The organism is Xanthobacter sediminis (genome assembly GCF_043195015.1).
In the GTDB taxonomy this organism is placed as follows: Bacteria; Pseudomonadota; Alphaproteobacteria; order Rhizobiales; family Xanthobacteraceae; genus Xanthobacter.
The window spans coordinates 140953-159318 of record NZ_JBAFWH010000008.1 but is presented as its reverse complement, the minus strand read 5'-3'; the positions used below and the strand labels follow the sequence as shown (position 1 = coordinate 159318).

General features: G+C 70.8%; 14 protein-coding genes. 5 read left to right on the top strand and 9 right to left on the bottom strand.

The window, feature by feature from the left end:
• Positions 1-11 precede the first annotated feature (11 nt).
• From uca to V5F61_RS12660, 3 genes are all read left to right on the top strand, one after another.
• Positions 12-3569 (top strand): urea carboxylase, encoded by a 3558-nt coding sequence (gene uca / locus V5F61_RS12670; protein ID WP_393989350.1) that lies wholly within the window; start codon positions 12-14, stop codon positions 3567-3569.
• A complete protein-coding gene (atzF, locus tag V5F61_RS12665) occupies positions 3569-5386 on the top strand; it encodes an allophanate hydrolase (protein ID WP_393989349.1) in 1818 nt (605 codons plus the stop codon). Before uca ends, atzF begins: the two co-directional genes overlap by 1 nt.
• 1086 nt (positions 5387-6472) lie before the next feature.
• Positions 6473-7039 (top strand): hypothetical protein, encoded by a 567-nt coding sequence (locus V5F61_RS12660; protein WP_393989348.1) that lies wholly within the window; start codon positions 6473-6475, stop codon positions 7037-7039.
• 108 nt (positions 7040-7147) lie between these two features.
• Here V5F61_RS12660 and V5F61_RS12655 read toward each other — a convergent pair whose 3' ends face one another.
• The 9 genes from V5F61_RS12655 to coxB form a co-directional block, all read right to left on the bottom strand.
• Positions 7148-8392: an NAD(P)/FAD-dependent oxidoreductase gene (locus V5F61_RS12655; protein ID WP_393989347.1), complete on the bottom strand. Its 1245-nt coding sequence runs from the start codon at positions 8390-8392 to the stop codon at positions 7148-7150.
• Positions 8393-8485: 93 nt separating this feature from the next.
• Complete coding sequence (locus tag V5F61_RS12650; RefSeq protein WP_393989346.1) at positions 8486-9259, bottom strand: SURF1 family protein; 774 nt, start codon at positions 9257-9259, stop codon at positions 8486-8488.
• Positions 9256-9645 carry a DUF983 domain-containing protein gene (locus tag V5F61_RS12645; protein ID WP_393989345.1) on the bottom strand — a complete coding sequence of 130 codons (390 nt, stop codon included), beginning with the start codon at positions 9643-9645 and terminating at the stop codon, positions 9256-9258. Before V5F61_RS12645 ends, V5F61_RS12650 begins: the two co-directional genes overlap by 4 nt.
• 7 nt (positions 9646-9652) lie before the next feature.
• On the bottom strand, positions 9653-10516 hold the full coding sequence (locus tag V5F61_RS12640) for a cytochrome c oxidase subunit 3 (RefSeq protein ID WP_393989344.1): 864 nt from the start codon (positions 10514-10516) through the stop codon (positions 9653-9655).
• Positions 10517-10624: 108 nt separating this feature from the next.
• Positions 10625-11176: a cytochrome c oxidase assembly protein gene (locus V5F61_RS12635; RefSeq protein ID WP_393989343.1), complete on the bottom strand. Its 552-nt coding sequence runs from the start codon at positions 11174-11176 to the stop codon at positions 10625-10627.
• A 16-nt stretch (positions 11177-11192) separates the two neighbouring features.
• Positions 11193-11372: a hypothetical protein gene (locus V5F61_RS12630; RefSeq protein ID WP_393989405.1), complete on the bottom strand. Its 180-nt coding sequence runs from the start codon at positions 11370-11372 to the stop codon at positions 11193-11195.
• Between the two features lie 101 nt (positions 11373-11473).
• Positions 11474-12448, bottom strand: a complete 975-nt coding sequence (locus tag V5F61_RS12625; RefSeq protein WP_393989342.1) for a heme o synthase — start codon at positions 12446-12448, stop codon at positions 11474-11476.
• A gap of 93 nt (positions 12449-12541) precedes the next feature.
• Positions 12542-14146, bottom strand: coding sequence for a cytochrome c oxidase subunit I (gene ctaD / locus V5F61_RS12620; RefSeq protein ID WP_393989341.1), 1605 nt, complete (start codon positions 14144-14146; stop codon positions 12542-12544).
• Positions 14147-14273: 127 nt separating this feature from the next.
• On the bottom strand, positions 14274-15110 hold the full coding sequence (gene coxB, locus V5F61_RS12615; protein ID WP_393989340.1) for a cytochrome c oxidase subunit II: 837 nt from the start codon (positions 15108-15110) through the stop codon (positions 14274-14276).
• Between the two features lie 558 nt (positions 15111-15668).
• Between coxB and V5F61_RS12610 the strand changes: the two genes are divergently transcribed.
• Positions 15669-16244 (top strand): invasion associated locus B family protein, encoded by a 576-nt coding sequence (locus V5F61_RS12610; RefSeq protein ID WP_393989339.1) that lies wholly within the window; start codon positions 15669-15671, stop codon positions 16242-16244.
• Positions 16245-16459: 215 nt separating this feature from the next.
• Positions 16460-18301, top strand: a complete 1842-nt coding sequence (locus V5F61_RS12605) for a monovalent cation:proton antiporter-2 (CPA2) family protein (RefSeq protein WP_393989338.1) — start codon at positions 16460-16462, stop codon at positions 18299-18301.
• The last annotated feature ends 65 nt before the right edge of the window (positions 18302-18366 follow it).

Below are 18366 nucleotides of genomic sequence, written 5' to 3'. Positions count from 1 at the left end.
GAGGAGGCCCCATGTTCAAGAAGGTCCTCATCGCCAACCGTGGCGAGATCGCCGGGCGCGTTATCCGCACGCTCAGGAAGATGAACATCGGCTCGGTGGCGGTCTATTCCGATGCCGACCGCTTCACCGCGCCGGTGCTCGCCGCCGACGAGGCCGTGCACATCGGCCCCGACGCGGCCAGGGACAGCTATCTGAAGGCCGATGCCATCCTCGCAGCCTGCAAGGCGACGGGGGCGGAGGCCGTGCACCCCGGCTACGGCTTCCTCTCGGAGAATGCCGCCTTCGCGGAACGGCTGAAGGCCGAGGGCATCGCCTTCATCGGCCCGCGCCCGGAACATCTCACCGACTTCGGCCTGAAGCACACGGCCCGCGAGATCGCACGCGCGGCCGGTGTGCCGCTGCTGCCGGGCTCCGGCCTGCTGGACGACGCGGAAGCTGCGGTCGTGGCCGCCCGCGAGGTCGGCTATCCCGTGATGCTGAAGAGCACCGCCGGCGGCGGCGGCATCGGCATGCAGCTCTGCGCCGACGAGACGGAACTGCGCACGAAATTCGCGAACGTGCAGCGCATGGGCAAGGCGAGCTTCGGTGACGCGCGGGTCTATCTGGAGCGCTTCGTCGCCACCGCCCGCCATGTGGAGGTGCAGATCTTCGGCCTTGGCGACGGCCGGGTGCTGACCCTCGGCGAGCGCGACTGCTCGCTCCAGCGCCGCAACCAGAAGGTGCTGGAGGAAACCCCGCCGCCCGGCCTCACCCTTGAGCAGCGCGCGCGCCTCGCGGACGCCGCCCGCAAGCTCGGGGAAGCGGTGTCCTACGAAAGCGCCGGCACCGTCGAGTTCATCTGGGACGTGGCCCGCCGGGACTTCTATTTCCTAGAGGTGAACACCCGCCTGCAGGTGGAGCACCCGGTCACGGAAGAAGTGTTCGGCGTCGATCTGGTGGAATGGATGATCCGCCAGGCGGCGGGCGAATTCACCCCGCCCGAAAGCCTCACGCCCAGGGGCGCGGCCATCGAGGCGCGCATCTATGCGGAGAATCCGCAGGCGGATTTCCGCCCCTCCACCGGCCGTGTCACCGCGCTGTCCTTCCCCGCGGGCGCGCGCGTGGATGGCTGGATCGAGCGCGGCAGCGAGGTGACCGCCCATTACGACCCCATGCTCGCCAAGCTCATCGTCCATGGCGCCGACCGCGCCGAGGCGGTGCAGAAGCTCCAGGCGGCGCTGAAGGCGGCGCGCATTTACGGCCTCGAGACCAATCTCGACTACCTGGGCGCGGTCACGGCCGGCGACGCCTTCGTGTCCGGCGAGGTCGCCACCAGCGTGCTGAAGGACTTTTCCTTCACGCCCCGCGCCATCGCGGTGCTGAGCCCCGGCGCGCAGACCAGTGTGCAGGACGTGCCCGGCCGGCTGGGCCTGTGGGACGTGGGCATTCCGCCCTCCGGCCCCATGGACGCGCGCTCCCACCGCCTCGCCAACGCCCTGGTGGGCAATCCGGAGAGCGCTGCGGCGCTCGAATGCACCCTCACCGGCCCCACCCTGCGCTTCCACCGCGACGCGCTGATCGCCCTCGCCGGCGCCGACATGCAGGCGAAAGTGGACGGCCGCCCCGTGCCGCGCTTCGCGCCGGTGGCGATCAAGGCGGGCGAGACACTGAGCCTGAAGGCCATCACCGGCCCCGGCCAGCGGGCCTATCTCGCCGTGGCGGGCGGGCTCGACGTGCCCGACTTCATGGGCTCCAAGGCCACTTTCGGCCTCGGCGGCTTCGGCGGCCATGCCACCGGCACCCTGCGCGCCGGCGACGTGCTCAAGATCGGCGATGCCGAAACCACGCCCGCCCGCGCGGCGGCGCCGGAAGAGATCCCCGCCCTCACCGGCGAATGGACGCTCACGGTGCGCTCCGGGCCCCACGGCGCGCCGGATTTCTTCCAGGTGGAGGACATTTCCGACCTCTTCACCCACCGCTACGAGGTGCATTTCAACAGCGCCCGCACCGGCGTGCGCCTCATGGGCCCGCAGCCGCGCTGGGCCCGCACCGACGGCGGCGAGGCGGGGCTCCACCCCTCCAACATCCACGACAATGCCTATGCGGTGGGCGCGCTCGATTTCACCGGCGACATGCCCATCATCCTCGGCCCGGACGGGCCCAGCCTCGGCGGCTTCGTCTGCCCCGTGGTGGTGGCGAGCGAGGACCTGTGGAAGGTGGGCCAGCTCAAGCCCGGCGACGGCGTGCGCTTCGCGTGCGCCGACGGCTACGTGGCCGACAGCCCGCGCATCACGGCGCCCACGGTGCTGCCGGCGGCGCAGGGCCTCACCCAGAGCCCCATCCTCGGCTCCATCCCCGATGGCGAGGTGCCGGTGGTCTATCGCCGGGCGGGAGATGAATATCTCCTGGTCGAGTACGGCCCCATGGTGCTCGACATCGCCCTGCGCCTGCGCGTGGGCCTGCTGGCCAAGGCCATCCGCGCCGCGAAGCTGCCGGGCATCGTGGACCTGACGCCGGGCATCCGCTCGCTGCAGGTGCATTTCGATCCCGCCCGCATCTCCGGCGCCAGGCTGGCGGCGGCGCTGGCGGAGCTGGAGGCGGGCCTGCCCCACGCCGAGGATGTCACGGTGCCCTCGCGCATCGTGCACCTGCCCCTGTCGTGGAACGACCCCTCGGTGCAGCTCGCCATGCGCAAGTACCAGGAGCTGGTGCGGCCCGACGCCCCCTGGTGCCCCTCCAACATCGAGTTCATCCGCCGCATCAACGGGTTGGAGTCCATCGCAGACGTCCACCGCATCGTGTTCGAGGCGGACTATCTGGTGCTGGGCCTGGGTGATGTCTATCTCGGCGCGCCGGTGGCGACCCCGCTCGACCCGCGCCACCGCCTCGTCACCACCAAGTACAATCCGGCCCGCACCTGGACCCCGGAGAATGCGGTGGGCATCGGCGGCGCCTATCTGTGCGTCTACGGCATGGAGGGACCGGGCGGCTACCAGTTGTTCGGCCGCACCATCCAGATGTGGAACTCCTGGCGCGCCACCCGCGAGTTTCCGGATGGGCACCCCCACCTGCTGCGCTTCTTCGACCGCATCCGCTTCTACCCGGTGGACGAGAAGGAGCTGGCCGAGGCGCGCGCCGCCTTCCCCCATGGCCGCTACCCCTTGAAAATCGAGGAAACGGAGTTCTCCTGGCGCGAGCACGCGCGCTTCCTCGACGCGAACAAGGCGGAGATCGACGCTTTCCAGGCCCGCCGGCAGGCCGCCTTCGAGGCCGAGCGGGCGGATTGGAAGGCCCGGGGGCTCGACAGCTTCGTGGCGGAAGACGCCCTGGTGCGCGCCGCCGGCGAGGAGGAGCCCCTGCCCTCCGGCGCCACGGCGGTTGCCGCGCACATGACCGGCACGGTGTGGAAGGTGGTGGCCGAGGAAGGCGCCGTGGTAAAGGCGGGCGAGCCCATCGCCATCCTCGAGTCCATGAAGATGGAGATGGAAGTGCTCGCCCCCGCCTCGGGCCGCCTTCTGGAAGTGCGCTGCAAGCCCGGCCGCACGGTGCGAGCCGGCGACGTGATCGCGGTGGTGGAGGAGAGTGCCTGATGCTGCCGGACATGCTGGACATCTCGACCCTGAAGGCGGGCTACGCCTCCGGCGCCTTCACGCCCCTCGACGTGATGGAGGAGGTGATCCGCCGCCGAAGCGCGGGCACCGATCCGGCGGTGTGGATCTCGCGGGTTCCGGACGAGGCGCTCCGCGCCGCCGCCCGCGCGCTCATGGCCGCGGGCGGGCGCGAGGCCCGGCCGCTCTGGGGCATCCCGTTCGCGGTGAAGGACAATATCGACGTGGCGGGGCTGCCCACCACCGCCGCCTGCCCCGCCTTCGCCTACCAGCCGAAGCGGGATGCCGTGGTGGTGGAGCGGCTGAGGGCGGCCGGCGCGCTGGTGATCGGCAAGACCAACCTCGACCAGTTCGCCACCGGCCTCAACGGCACCCGTTCGCCCTATGGCGCGCCGCGCTCGGTGTTCGATGCCGATTACGTCTCCGGCGGCTCCTCCTCCGGCTCGGCGGTGGCGGTGGCCTCGGGGCAGGTCGCCTTCTCCCTCGGCACCGACACCGCGGGCTCGGGCCGCGTGCCGGCGGCCTTCAACAACCTCGTGGGCGTGAAGCCCACCAAGGGGCTGGTGCCCAACACCGGCCTCGTGCCGGCCTGCCGCAGCATCGACTGCATCTCGGTGTTCGGCGTCACCGCGGGCGACGCCACCCTCGTGCGCGGGGTGATGCAGGGCGAGGACGCCGGCGACGCCTATTCGCGCGCCGATGCACCGCGCCCGCTGCCGCTCGAAGGCTTCCGCTTCGGCGTGCTCGCCGGCCGGGAGCGCTTCTTCGACGGCGACCGCGAGGCCGAGGCGCTCTACGACGCCTCCGTCGCGCGCCTCACGGCCCTGGGCGGCACCGCCGTGGAGATCGACTACGTGCCGTTCCGCGAGTGCGCGAACCTGCTCTACGGCGGCCCCTGGGTGGCCGAGCGGCTGGCGGCGGTGGAAGCCTTCTTCGACGCCCATGAAGCGGAGATGGACCCCACCGTGCGCACCATCGTCGCCGGCGCGCGCCGCTTCTCGGCGGTGGATGCCTTCCACGGCGCCTATGCGCTCGAAGCCTATCGCAAGGCCACGGACGCCCAGTGGGCGAAGATGGACCTGCTGCTGCTGCCCACCGCGCCGCGCATCGTCAAGGTGGCCGACATGCTGGCCGATCCCATCGGCCTCAATGCCATGCTGGGGCGCTACACCAATTTCGTGAACCTGCTCGACTGCTGCGCCGTGGCGGTACCCGCCGGCTTCCGGGCCGATGGCCTGCCGGTGGGCGTCACCCTCGTCGCCCCCGCCTTCCGCGACGATGCCCTCGCCGTGCTGGCGGACCGCCTGCACCGCGCCGCCGCCGCGCAGGGCGGCTGCGGCATCGGCCGCGACCGGACGGCGGCGGTACCGGAAAGCGCGCGCCTCGCCCCCGCCACCGAGGGGCTGGTGCCGCTGGCCGTGGTGGGCGCCCACCTCTCCGGCATGCCGCTCAACCCCGAGCTGACGCGGGCCGGCGGCGTGCTGCTGAAAGCCTGCCGCACCGCGCCCGACTACCAGCTCTTCGCCTTGCCCGGCACCGTGCCGGCCAAGCCGGGCCTCGTGCGCGCGCCGGGCTTCTCGGGGCCGGGCGTGGAGGTGGAGGTGTGGGGCCTGCCGCCGGCGGCCTTCACCGCCTTCGTCGCCGCCATTCCCGCCCCGCTCGGCATCGGCAAGCTCACGCTGGAGGACGGGAGCGCCGTGAGCGGCTTCCTGTGCGAGGCCCACGCCACCGCCGGCGCCGAGGACATCACCGCCTTCGGCGGCTGGCGCCCCTGGTGCGCCCGCGGCGCCGCTGCCTGAGCCGGCGCCGCTTCGCAGGAGTGCCCGGCACGGGCCGGCGGCGACCGCCCCGGACGCCCCGGCGGAGGCCCGCACCAGCAGGCACCGAGGACATCACGTTTTCGACGGCCGGCGCCCCAGGTACGCCCGCGACGCCGTCGCCCGAGCCGGCGCCGCTTCGCAAACGGGCACGACGCGGGCCGGCGGCGGTACGCCGGGGATGCTTCCGGCATGCGGGCGCCCACCCGGACACCCCGGCGGGGGCCCCGCGCCGGAGGGCACCGAGGACATCACCGCTTTCGGAGGCCGGCGCCCTGGTGCACCCGCGGCTCCGCCAGAGCCGGCGCCGCTTCACAGAGGAAGCCACGGACCGGCGGCGACGAGCCGGGGCATCTTCCCTCGGATCCCCCGTCAGAAGCCCGCACCGGCAGGCACCGAAGACGTCACCGCCGTCGGCGGCTGGCGCCCACCGACGGGAATGCAGGCTCCCGCGCCTTGCGGACCCGCGCCGAGAAGCCGGCTCGGCTGCCGGGGGCATCCTACAGGGCGCGGCGCGACGCCCAGCGCGGGAAGGCAACGCCCGAAGTCGCGCGATCTCGCGACGGCCGCAACCGGGCCGCCGCGCCGGCTATCCCGCTGAAGCTCTCCACCATCGCCCTCGGCGATCTGAACGCCGCCTTCGGCGACAGCCGGCTCACCGGTTCCGGTTCCGTCTCCGCCCCCCCGCGCGGCGGCGGCGACGATCGGGGGAAGCAGGCGGAGCCCATGGGAATGCGAAACCGCGACGCCTCCGGCATGCCTCCGCTCACCCGGACCCGCGCCCGGCACGCGCCGTCCTTTCCAGTCTCAGGTAAGCGGAGCACAGGACGCCCTCACCACCAGCGGCGCTTCGCACGGGCGGCGGGCAGGGCCCCGCCCGCAGTAAACGGCCGCTTCTGGAACAGCCGCCCCCGAAGGCCGGAGCACGGCGCCACCCGGCCCGGAGCGGCGGCGCGGCGCCGCCGGCGAGGCGCGTTTCAAAGAATCGCGGCGATGCTCTAAGAGTGGCGGCATCCCTGCGTCTTCCCCGCGCGATCCCGCCATCGGGCGTGCGCGAAAGGGCCCGCCATGACCGAAACGCCCCCATCCGAAACGCCGTCCCCCGAAAAGCGCGCCTCCGTGCCCGCCTCTCCCCCGCCGCGGCCGCGCCGGCGCGCGCCGGCGCGGGAAACCCCGAAGCTGGGCGGCGCGCTCATGGTGCTGTTCTGGTGCGCCTGCGGCATCACCGCCTTGCCGCTGGCGGCGCTGTTCTCGCTGGTGGCGGCCACCGGCGTCTCCGGCGCGAGCTGGGCGCTCAGCGAGACCTTCGCCGGCTCCACCATCCAGGCCCAGTTGCTGCGCCTCGGCCTGTGGCCGCAGCTGGTGCTGTTCGCCTGGGGGGCGAGCTTCGTGGTGCTCACGGTGATGAAGTCGCGCCATGCGCTCACCGTCACGCCGGTGCTGCTCATCGCCTGGGTGGCGGTTTCCACCTACAGCCAGTTCTCCATCCGCTCGGCCATGGCGCCCGATGGCGCCACGGTGGCGGATTTCGCGGCCCTCGCGCCCGGCATCCTGGCCCAGGTGGTGGGCGCCGCCGCCCTGTTCGGCTACTTCCGGGAGGGCAGCCGGCCGAAGGCCTATTTCGTGCGCGGCTAGGGCCTTTTCACGCGCAAGGTGAAGCCGGCGCGTGAGGAAAACACGGCAACTCAATGAGCTGGGGCATCTCCCCGTTTCCGTAAAACGGGGAGATGCCCCACGCGGCCGCTACAGGAACCGCCGCGCCGAGAAGGGCTTGGGATCGGTGAAGGGGGTGTTGCCGGTCATCATCTGCGCCAGCAGCAGGCCGGTGACGGGGCCGAGCGTGAGCCCCCAGTGCCCGTGGCCGAGGGCGAGGTGCAGCCCGCCGATGCCGGGGGCCGGGCCGATGATGGGCTTCGAATCCGGCAGCGCCGGGCGCCGGCCCAGCCACGGCTCCGCCTCGCGCACCGCGCCGAGGGGCAGAAGCTCGCGCGCCATGGGAATGTCCTTCTCCACCTGCACCGGGGTGGCCGGCGCGTCGCGGGCGGCGATCTCGATGCCGGTGGTCAGGCGGATGCCGTAGCGCGTGCTCTGCAGGGCGTAGCCGCCGGCCACGTCCACCAGCGCGCGGCCCAGCGTCATGCCGCCCTCGGGCGCGAGGTGGACATGGTAGCCGCGCTTGGCCACCAGCGGTACCCGCACACCCAGCGCGTCGAGCAGGTCTCGGCTCCAGGGGCCGAGTGCCACCACCGCCTCCTCCGCGTCCACCGGCCCCTCGGCCGTCTCCGCCCGCCAATAGGCGCCGGCGCGGCGCAGGCTCTGCGCATCGCCGTGGAGGAACAGGCCGCCGCGCTGCTCGAACAGCCCGGCGTAGGCCTTCACGAGGCCGCCGGGGTCCGCGCAATTGTCGCAATCGTGCCAGTGGATCGCGGCCTCGAAGCGGGGCTTCAGGAAGGGTTCGAGGGCGATGGCGCCGGCCGGGTCCAGCACCGTGTAGGCCACCTTCAGCTCGTCCGCGAGGGCGCGCTCGGCGGCGGTGGCCGCGAACGCGGCCTCGTCGCGATAGAGCTTCATCCAGCCGGTGGGGGTGAGGAGCCCCATGGCGCCGGCCGGCGCGGCGAGCGCGTGATGCTCGGCCCGCGCGCGCGCCATGAGGGGCCGCAGGTCACGGGCCGTGGCTTCCAGCGCCTGCGGCGTGGAATGGCGGAAATAATCCCACAGCCAGGGCGCCAGCTCCGGCAAATCGGAGGCGTGGTAATTGCTTTCCGGGGCCTGCTTCAGCGCGTGGCGCAGCAGGGTCAGGGGATCATGCGGGAAGCCCACCGGCAGCAGCGCGCTGCCCTCGATGACCCCGGCATTGCCGAAGGAGGTGCCCTCCCCCGGCTGCGCGCGGTCCATCAGCACCACCGAGAGGCCGTGCGCCTGCAGGTGCAGCGCCACGCTGACCCCGACGATACCGGCTCCCAGAACGACCACATCGCAACGCGCCATGACCTTGAGTCTCCCACAGGGACGGCCGATCTTAGGCGCGGCGGATGACATCAGCACGCCCATCCTGGGGCCGCGCCGGGGCAAATCCCTCGCTTATCGTTGCCGGCGGCGCCACAGCGCGGCGAGGCTCACCGCCAGCAGGGTGGCCGCGAGCGCATACCAGGTGAGGGCATATTCCAGGTGATGGTTGGGAAAGCAGAGGCGCGTCGTGCCCGCCACCGGCAGGCCGCCCAGCACCGGCCCGGCGTCGAGATCGATGATGAAGGGCGCCGCCCCCGCGAGCCCGCGCGCGACGGCGATGCTTTCCGGGTCGAGGCGGTAGAAGGCCTCGCGCGCCGCATCGTTCGCGGGCACGAACCAGCTCGCCTCCTCCGGCAGGCGCAGCAGGCCGGTCACCTCCACCTCGCCCGCCGCCTGCCCCTCGGCCCGGCTCGCGGGATCGCGCCGCGCCTGGGGCACGAAGCCCCGGTTGACCAGAAGCGGCGGCCCGTCCGGCCGCATCAGGGGCGTGACGACGAAGGCGCCCGGCCCGGCCGGCGGCCCCTCGTCCGCGCCGCGCACCGCATAGACCAGGGTCTCGCGCGCATGGTCGAAGCGGCCGCGCGCCCGTACGTGGAGATATTCGTCCCGCGCGCGGTTCAGCCCCGCCCAGAGCGAGGGCGGAGGCACATCCTGGGCCGGAACGCCGGCGCGGAGCGCGGCGGCGGCGATCAATTGCTCCTTCCAGGCGAGGCGCCGCAATTGCCAGGTGCCAAGGCCGGCGAGCACGAGGAATGCCGCCGCCACCGCCAGCGCCGGCACGAGGACGCCCCGCGCGCTGCCGGACGAAATGCGCTGCCGCACCGGACCCGCCGCGCGGGCGATCACGGCGGGCCGCGCCGGTCGAGGCGCCCTTCCGCCGCGCGGTTGCGGTATTGCAGCGCCACCAGCAGCCCCTTGAGCGGGCGCAGGAGGCCGAGTGTCACGGCCAGGGTGGCGGGAATCCACAAGACCGCATGCACCCACAGCGGCGGCTCGAACACCGCCTCCACCCACAGCGCCGCAGCCACCACCACGGAGCCGCCGATGAGGATGACGAACACCGCCGGCCCGTCCCCGGAATCGGCGAAGCCGTAGTCGAGCCCGCAGGCCGTGCAGGCGGGCGCGAGGCCGAGGAAGCCCTTGAACAAGCGCCCCCGGCCGCAGCGCGGGCAGCGCCCGAGAAGGCCGGACGCGAGGGGCGAGGCATCGCCCGGCTCGGGTGCGCGTGCCATGCCGACCTCAATGCGCCGCGCTGCCGAGGGAGCCCCACACATAGATGAAGGCGAACAGGAACACCCACACCACGTCCACGAAATGCCAGTACCAGGCCCCCGCCTCGAAGCCGAAATGGCGCTCCGGCGTGAAATCCCCGAGGTAGGCCCGCAGCAGGCACACCACGAGGAACACCGTGCCCGCGATGACGTGGAAGCCGTGGAAGCCGGTCGCCATGAAGAAGGTGGCGCCATAGATGTTGCCGGCGAAATCGAAATGGGCGTGGGCGTATTCATAGGCCTGGAGCAGCGTGAACAGCGCGCCGAGCCCCACCGTGCACCACAGGCCCCATTTCAGGCCCTCACGGTCGTTCTCGATCAGGGCATGGTGCGCCCAGGTGAGGGTGGTGGCGGATGTGAGCAGGATCAGCGTGTTGAGCAGGGGCAGGTGCCAGGGATCGAGGGTCTCGATGCCCTGGGGCGGCCACATGCCGCCGGTGACCTGGGTGCGCTGGAAATTGATGGTCTCGCCGGGAAACAGGGAGGCATCGAAGAAGGCCCAGAACCAGGCGACGAAGAACATGACCTCCGAGGCGATGAACAGGATCATGCCGTAGCGCAGGCCCAGGTCCACCACCAGGGTGTGGAGGCCCCGCCGCCCCTCGCGGATCACGTCCCGCCACCAGCCGGCCATGGTGAAGAGGATGCCGAGGCCGCCGAGCGCCATGATGAGCGCCGTTCCACCATGCATCCACACCACCGCGCCCAGGGTGAGCACCAGCGCCGAGAGCGAGCCCACGATGGGCCAGGGGCTGGGATCGACCACATGGTAGCCGTGCGCGGGTGCGTGCGCCTCATGGCCGGCGCGGGCCTCGACATCCGTATGGGCCATGGCGAACCCTCTCCCTTGCCTTGCATTCCCGTTCCGGCGCGCCCCGGTGACGCGGCGCGCCGTGTTATTCCCTGTGCCCTGCGCGCCCCGTCTCTCGGCGATCTCGGCCTAGCCGCCCGGCTCGCCGGCCCGCGGCCGGGCCGGGAAGAAGGTGTAGGAGAGCGTGATGGCGGGCAGCGTCCTGAGGTCCGGATCGTCGAGGATGGCCGGGTCCACGTAGAAGGCCACCGGCATGTCCGCCGCCGCGCCGGGGCCGAGGCGCTGCTCGTCGAAGCAGAAGCACTGCATCTTCACGAAATAGGCGCCCGCCTGGGGCGGGGAGACATTGTAGGCGGCGTTGCCCGCCGTCTCCGTGCCGGAGGTGTTGCGGGCGCTGTAATGGGCAAGGCTCGGGGCGCCGATCCGCACCACCATCTCACGCGCCTCGGGCGCGAAGCTCCAGGGCAGGCCGGCGGCGACATTGGCATCGAAACGGATGGTGATATCCCGCTCCGCCACCGCCTGCGGCGGGCGGGCCGCCACGCGGGTGCTGCCGCCAAAGCCGGTAAGGGTGCAGAAGGCCGCATAAAGGGGCGCCGAGGCATAGGTGACGCCCACCATGACCGCCACGAAGCCGGCGAGGGCCGCCGCCGTCACATGTCCCCGTCCGCGTCCGTCCATGGCCGCCTCCCCTTCCTCACAGCGGCCGGTCGAGGATGCCGGGGCCGAGCTTCACGAGGGTGACCGCGTAAAACAGCAGGGCGAGCGCCCCCAGCACCACGGCGATGGCGATGGAGCGGGCGCGCCGGCTGCGCCGCTGCTCGGGCGTGAGCACCAAGCCTTCCGGCGCGGCCTCCCGGTGCGGCGTGGCGACCACCGGCCCGGCCCCGCCCGCGCCTCCGCCCTTGCCCCCGGTGCCCCGGCGGCGTTCCGGCCCGGCGGCGGGGGCCCGCCCTTCCCTCAGCTTGCGGCTGCGCGTCACCACGAGCGTCCCTCCAGGACATGCGCCGCCAGCGCTTCCCCGAGCAGGGCCGCGAACAGCGCGAAGAGATAGAGGATGGAGAAGGCGAACAGCCCCCGCGCCGCCTTCACGGCCGCCTCGCCCCGCCGCACCCGGAACACGCGGACCGCCCGGCGCAGCATCACCGCCCCGGCGACCAGCGCCACCGCGCCATAGGCGGGCCCGGCAAGACCGAGCAGCGCCGGGCTCGCGGCCAGCGGCACCAGCATAAGGGTATAGAGCAGGATCTGGAGCCGGGTGGCGTCCGGCCCCGCCACCACCGGCAGCATGGGCACGCCGGCGCGGGCATAGTCGTCGGCCCGGAACAAAGCGAGAGCCCAGAAGTGCGGCGGCGTCCAGAAGAAGATGATGGCCACCAGCAGCAGCGGTTCCAGCGAGACGGTGCCGGCGGCGGCGGCCCAGGCCACCAGCGGCGGCAGCGCCCCCGCGAGCCCGCCGATGACGATGTTCTGCGGCGTCGCCCGCTTCAGCCACATGGTGTAGACCACCACGTAGAAGAAGATGGTGAAGGCCAGCAGCAGGGCCGCGAGCGGATTCACCAGCAGCCCCAGCACGCCCACCGAGAAGGCCGCCAGCGTCAGGCCGAAGGCCAGCGCCTCCCGCGGGGAGACGCGGCCGGCGGGCACCGGGCGGCCCCTCGTGCGGGCCATGAGGGCGTCGATGTCGGCATCCCACCACATGTTGAGGGCGCCCGCCGCCCCCGCGCCCACGGCGATGCACACCAGTGCGGTGAAGCCGAGCAGCGGGTGCAGATCCCCCGGCGCGCGCACGAGGCCGACGAGGGCGGTGAACACCACCAGCGACATCACCCGCGGCTTCATGAGGGCGAGGTAGTCGCCGGGGGTCGCGAGCCCCTCCGCCGGCGCGAGCCCCGCCCGCGCCGCGGAAGCGCCCGCGCCAAGCCCCGTATGGCTGATCCCGATGTCGCTCATGACTGTGACCCTCACGACATGCTTCACGGCCCGAGAAACGGGCGGCCGGGAAGCGGCGGCGTCTGCCCTCGCCGTCGCTTCCCTTCGCCATCCTCAGCTGATCCGCGGCAGCACCTGGAACTGGTGGAACGGCGGAGGCGAGGACAAGGTCCATTCCAGCGTGGTGGCGCCCTCTCCCCACGGGTTGTCGCCGGCCTTCTGCTTGCGCACGAAGGCGAGCGTGGTGCCGGTGAGGAAGATGAGCACCGCGACCCCCGAGATGTAGGAGCCCACGGAGGAAACGAAGTTCCAGGGCGCGAACGCATCCGGATAGTCCGCATAGCGGCGCGGCATGCCGGCGAGACCCAGGAAATGCTGGGGGAAGAAGATGAGGTTCACGCCGACGAAGGTGACCCAGAAGTGCAGCTTGCCCCAGAACTCGGGGATCATGTAGCCGAACATCTTCGGGAACCAGTAATACCAGCCGGCGAAGATGGCGAACACCGCGCCCAGAGACAGCACATAGTGAAAGTGCGCCACCACGTAGTAAGTGTCGTGCAGGGAGCGGTCTATGCCGGCATTGGAGAGCACCACGCCCGTCACGCCGCCGACGGTAAAGAGGAAGATGAAGCCGAGCGCCCACAGCATGGGCGTGCGGAACTGGAGGGAGCCGCCCCACATGGTGGCGATCCAGGAGAAGATCTTCACCCCCGTGGGCACGGCGATGATCATGGTGGCGGCCACGAAATAGGATTGCGTGCCGGCGGAAAGGCCCACCGTGTACATGTGGTGCGCCCACACCACGAAGCCCACGACGCCGATGGCCACCATCGCATAGGCCATGCCGAGATAGCCGAACACGGGCTTGCGCGCGAAGGTGGACACCACGTGGGAGATGATGCCGAACCCCGGCAGGATGAGGATGTACACCTCCGGGTGGCCGAAGAACCAGAACAGGTGCTGGAACAGGATGGGATCGCCCCCGCCCGCCGGATCGAAGAAGGTGGTGCCGAAGTTGCGGTCGGTGAGCAGCATGGTGATGGCACCCGCCAGCACCGGCAGCGACAGCAGCAGCAGGAAGCCGGTGACGAGCTGCGACCACACGAACAGCGGCATCTTGTGCAGCGTCATGCCCGGCGCGCGCATGTTGAAGATGGTGGTGATGAGGTTGATGGCGCCGAGCAGGGAGGAGATGCCCGCCAGGTGCAGCGCGAAGATCAGCAGGTCCATGGCCGGGCCCGGATGGCCCACCTTGGTGGAGAGCGGGGGATAGATGGTCCACCCGCCGCCGAAGCCGTTGGTGCCCGGCGCGCCTTCCACGAACAGGGAGGAGCCGGCCAGGATGAAGGCCGGCGGCAGCAGCCAGAAGGCGATGTTGTTGATGCGCGGGAAGGCGGTATCCGGCGCGCCGATCATCAGCGGCACGAAATAGTTGCCATAGCCGCCGATGAGCGCCGGCATCACCATGAAGAAGATCATGATGAGGCCATGGCCGGTGGTGAAGACGTTGAACACCTGCGGATCGGAGAAGATCTGCAGCCCCGGCTGCTGCAGCTCCATGCGGATGCCGATGGAGAGCGCGCCGCCCACGATCCCCGCCACGATGGCGAAGATCAAATACATGAGGCCGATGTCCTTGTGGTTGGTGGAGAACAGCCAGCGCCGCCATCCGGTGGGGATGGAGGCGTGATCGGCATCCGAAAGCGCATACATGGCCATGCCCTGCTCTCCCTGGCGAAGTCTCCCGCGGGGACCCGTGCCGCGCGCGGGCGCGGGGCCCGCCGGGCTGCGGGCGCCTCGGGATTCTTCCGCCCCGATGGCGCCCTGCCCCTCTTGTTCGTGTCCCTCAGCGTGCGTCGGCGAGGCGCCCGGCCGCATCCGATGCGGCGGCGAATTTGCCCTTGGCGGCCGCCACCCACGCCTCGAAGTCCTTCTCGCTCAGCGCCCGCACAGCGATGGGCATGAAGGCGTGGTCGCGCCCGCACAGCTCCGAGCACTGGCCGTAGTAGACCCCCTCCTTCGTGACCCTGAACCAGGTCTCGTTGAGGCGTCCCGGCAGGGCGTCGATCTTGATGCCGAAGGAGGGCACGGCGAACGAATGGATGACGTCCGCCGCGGTCACCTGCATGCGGATCACCTTGTTCACCGGCACCACCAGCTCGTTGTCCACGGTGAGCAGGCGCGGCTGGCCGGCCTTCAGCTCGGCCTCCTGCACCATCAGGGAATCGAAGCCGAAGCCGCCGTGGTCCGGATATTCGTAGGACCAGTACCACTGGTGGCCCACCGCCTTCAGCGTGATGTCGGCAACCGGCACCCTCAATTCCAGGTGCAGCAGGCGGAACGAGGGAATCGCGATGGCCACCAGGATCATCACCGGCACCACCGTCCAGATCACCTCGATCAGCGTGTTGTGGCTGGTGCGCGAGGGCACCGGATGGGCCTTCTCATTGAAGCGCAGCACCACGATGGCGAGCAGCACCAGCACGAACAGGACGATGGAAACGATGATGACCAAAAGGAAGGTATTGAAGTCGCGGATGCTCTCCATCACCGGCGTGGCCGCGCCCTGCAGGTTCATCTGCCATGGAGATGGTTGCCCGGTGCCGGCAAGGGCGGCCGAAGCGAAGGTGAACGCCGCGGAGAAACTCGACGCGGCGCAGGCGGCGATGGCCGTGCGCGACATGTCTTGCTCGCCTCTTCCCTGGCTCGGCCATTTGCTGCCGATGTGCCACCCCGTTCGGGGGATGTGCGGCTTTCGCCACAATCGCCGGCTTTTTGCCGGTCATGCTCAGGCTGCCACCATCGCAAAATTTCGGCAAACACATTCGTTTGTGCTTTGCAATGCGCCGACGCACCGCAGACATGCGACACAGTAGCGCTTTAGATGGCAGCGCCAGCCCCGCCCCACCGCAGACGGTCCTGAAAATCAAGATTACCTTTTTATTTCAAACGGACATGAAAGATCGGTGGTGATTGAACACCTCTCCACAGCGCCGGCTCAGACCCCTGTATCGTGACAATTTACCGCAGCCTGAGCCGAGCAGATTACCCCCGCAGGCGCCGGCACCGCCTGCCGGTTGCGGCAGCCCAATCGGCGGGTTCATGACGAGACGACGGACTCGGAATCGCCCCATTGTTGACAGGAACGCCTGAGCATTAAGGCAATCGTTGCGAAATGCCGCTATTCGAGATGCAGCCCGGCCCCAGGTCGAGGCGCCCCGCAGCTTCCGGAGTCGTGTTGATGGTCGTGTCGTCCCGTGCCCTCCTCCCCATCCCGGCCCTGCGTGGCGCGGCCCCGCACGGGCGGGCCCTCGGCGGCTTCAAGGGCCTGCTGCTGCTTGCGGTGCTCCTCATCGCCGGGCTCGGCGCGGCCGGCCCCGCCGCCGCCCAGGGGGTGGTGAAGTCGGTGCACGGGGAGTGGCAGATCCGCTGCGACACCCCGCCCGGCGCCCAGGGCGAGCAATGCGTGCTGCTCCAGTCGGTGCAGGCGGAGGACCGGCCCAACGTCGGCCTCACCGTGATCGTGCTGAAGACCGCCGACCAGAAAAGCCGCCTGCTGCGCGTACTCGCGCCCCTGGGTGTGCTGCTGCCGGCCGGGCTCGGCCTCAAGATCGACGACCAGGACGTGGGCCGCGCCGGCTTCGTGCGCTGCCTGCCCAACGGCTGCGTGGCCGAGGTGGTGATGGATGACAATCTCATCAACCGCCTCAAGACCGGCAAGCAGGCCACCTTCATCATCTTCCAGACCCCCGAGGAGGGCATCGGTGTGCCGCTGAGCCTCGAGGGCTTCGGACCGGGCTTCGACTCGCTGAAGTAGGCGCGGCCGGCAGGAGCCGTTGCCGTATTGCCGCACCGCCTGGGTTTATCGGCCCCGCCGCCGACATGCCCCATCGACGGCACGGTTTGGTCACGCTTTGATGCGCTCCTTGCGCCCGCGCCAATGGCCTTTGGGCCGGCGCTGCGGACCCCCGCGCGGGTGATGCGAGTTTCCATGGAGGCATCCGCCGGTCGCGGCGGCAGGGAGATTTGGGGATGCACGGCGAGGACCACACGCTGTTCGTCGCAGCGCTCGCGCTTCTGACCGCCGCCGTCATCTCGGTTCCCATCGCCCGGCGCCTCGGCTTCTCGCCCATCGTCGGCTACCTGCTGGTGGGGGTCGCCATCGGCCCGGTGGGGCTGAACGTGGCGGACCCCTCACTGGTCTCCACCGTCGCCGAGCTCGGCGTGGTGATGCTGCTGTTCCTGATCGGGCTGGAGCTGAAGCCCTCGCGGCTGCTCTCCATGGGGCGCTACATCTTCGGCCTCGGGGCGGCGCAGCTTCTGCTCAGCGGGCTCGCCTTCGCGCTGCTGGCCTATTTCGTGTTCGGGTTCGGCACGGCGGCGGCGGTGGTGAGCGGCATGGCGCTCTCAGTTTCCGGCACCGCCATCGCGCTCCAGCTCCTCAACGAGCGGGACGACCTCGCCTCCCCTTACGGCCAGCGCGCCTTCTCCATCCTGCTGTTCCAGGACATCGCGGTGGTGCCGCTGCTGGCGCTGGTGCCGCTGCTGGCGCCCGGCGAGAGCAAGCTTGCCCAGGACCCCATGGCGGCGCTGCTGCGCGCGGGCACCGCCATCGTCGCCATTGCCGTGATCGTGGTGGCCGGGCGCTACCTGCTCAATCCCCTGTTCCGGGTGCTGGCCCGCTCCGGCGCGCGAGAGGCGATGACGGCCGCCGCGCTGCTGGTGGTGCTGGGCGCCGCCGGCCTGATGCAGGCGGCGGGCATGTCCATGGCCCTCGGCGCCTTCCTGGCCGGGCTGCTGCTGTCCGAATCCACCTTCCGCCACGAGCTGGAGGCCAATGTGGACGCCTTCCGCGGCCTGCTGCTCGCCATGTTCTTCATGAGCGTGGGCATGTCGCTGAACGTGGCGGTGGTGGCGCACAACATCGGCCCCCTGCTCATCGCCACGGCCCTGGTCTCGGTGATGAAGTGCGTGGTGGTCTATTTCGTCTTCCGCAACGACAACATCGCGCCCCGGCAGTCGGCCCTGGCCTCGGTGGTGCTGCTGCCGGCGGGCGAGTTCGCCTTCGTGCTGTTTCCGCTGGGCCTCAACACCGGCATCCTCCAGCCGGCCCAGGCGGACCTGCTGATCGCCCTGGCGGTGCTCACCATGGTGCTCGGGCCGCTGCTGTTCGCGGCCATGGGGCTGGTGCTGCCGCGCCTCTCGCGTACCGCGCCCGAGCCGGAGGCCGACGACTTCTCCGATGCCGACGGCTCGGTGCTGGTGATCGGCTTCGGCCGCTTCGGGCAGATCGTCTCCCAGTGCCTGCTGGCAGAGGGGGTGGGCGTCACCATCATCGACAATGACGTGGAGATGATCCAGAGCGCGGGCCGCTTCGGGGTGCACATCTACTATGGCGACGGCACCCGGCTGGAGGTGCTGCGCGCCGCCGGCGCGGAAACCTGCAAGGTCATCTGCGTGTGCGTGGACGACAAGGAGGATGCCAACCGCATCGTGGAGGTGGTGAAGGCCTCCATGCCCGGCGCCAAGCTGTTCGTGCGCTCCTTCGATCGCATCCATTCCATGGAGCTGATGCGCCTCGGCGTGGATTTCGAGATTCGCGAGACCCTGGAATCGGCGCTCGGCTTCGGCGGGCAGGCGCTTCGGGCGCTGGGCATAGGCGCCGAGGCAGCGAGCGCCCGCGTGGCGGACGTGCGCGCGCGCGACAGCGCCCGCCTGCGGCGCCAGCTCGAGGAGGGCATCTTCGCCGCGCCGGAGCTGGTGCGCGGCCGCAAGGTGGAGCCCGAGCCCCTCCACACCCCGGAAAAGCCGGCCAAGCCGCTCAATCCCGAGGCCCAGGACATCCTGAGCCACGAGACCGAATTCTCGGGCTGACCCGAGCCCGTCTCCGCCTCAGCGGCGATCCCTTCGTGATTTTGACGCCCCCTTTGGTATAAGCT

Bases quoted from the DNA above. Each gene is read 5' to 3' on its own strand.
- coxB (WP_393989340.1), bottom strand. From the start codon at position 15,110: ATGTCGCGCACGGCCATCGCCGCCTGCGCCGCGTCGAGTTTCTCCGCG.
- V5F61_RS12605 (WP_393989338.1), top strand. From the start codon at position 16,460: ATGCACGGCGAGGACCACACGCTGTTCGTCGCAGCGCTCGCGCTTCTG.
- V5F61_RS12610 (WP_393989339.1), top strand. From the start codon at position 15,669: ATGGTCGTGTCGTCCCGTGCCCTCCTCCCCATCCCGGCCCTGCGTGGC.
- V5F61_RS12655 (WP_393989347.1), bottom strand. From the start codon at position 8,392: ATGGCGCGTTGCGATGTGGTCGTTCTGGGAGCCGGTATCGTCGGGGTC.
- V5F61_RS12625 (WP_393989342.1), bottom strand. From the start codon at position 12,448: ATGAGCGACATCGGGATCAGCCATACGGGGCTTGGCGCGGGCGCTTCC.
- atzF (WP_393989349.1), top strand. From the start codon at position 3,569: ATGCTGCCGGACATGCTGGACATCTCGACCCTGAAGGCGGGCTACGCC.
- V5F61_RS12635 (WP_393989343.1), bottom strand. From the start codon at position 11,176: ATGGACGGACGCGGACGGGGACATGTGACGGCGGCGGCCCTCGCCGGC.
- V5F61_RS12640 (WP_393989344.1), bottom strand. From the start codon at position 10,516: ATGGCCCATACGGATGTCGAGGCCCGCGCCGGCCATGAGGCGCACGCA.
- V5F61_RS12645 (WP_393989345.1), bottom strand. From the start codon at position 9,645: ATGGCACGCGCACCCGAGCCGGGCGATGCCTCGCCCCTCGCGTCCGGC.
- ctaD (WP_393989341.1), bottom strand. From the start codon at position 14,146: ATGGCCATGTATGCGCTTTCGGATGCCGATCACGCCTCCATCCCCACC.
- uca (WP_393989350.1), top strand. From the start codon at position 12: ATGTTCAAGAAGGTCCTCATCGCCAACCGTGGCGAGATCGCCGGGCGC.
- V5F61_RS12660 (WP_393989348.1), top strand. From the start codon at position 6,473: ATGACCGAAACGCCCCCATCCGAAACGCCGTCCCCCGAAAAGCGCGCC.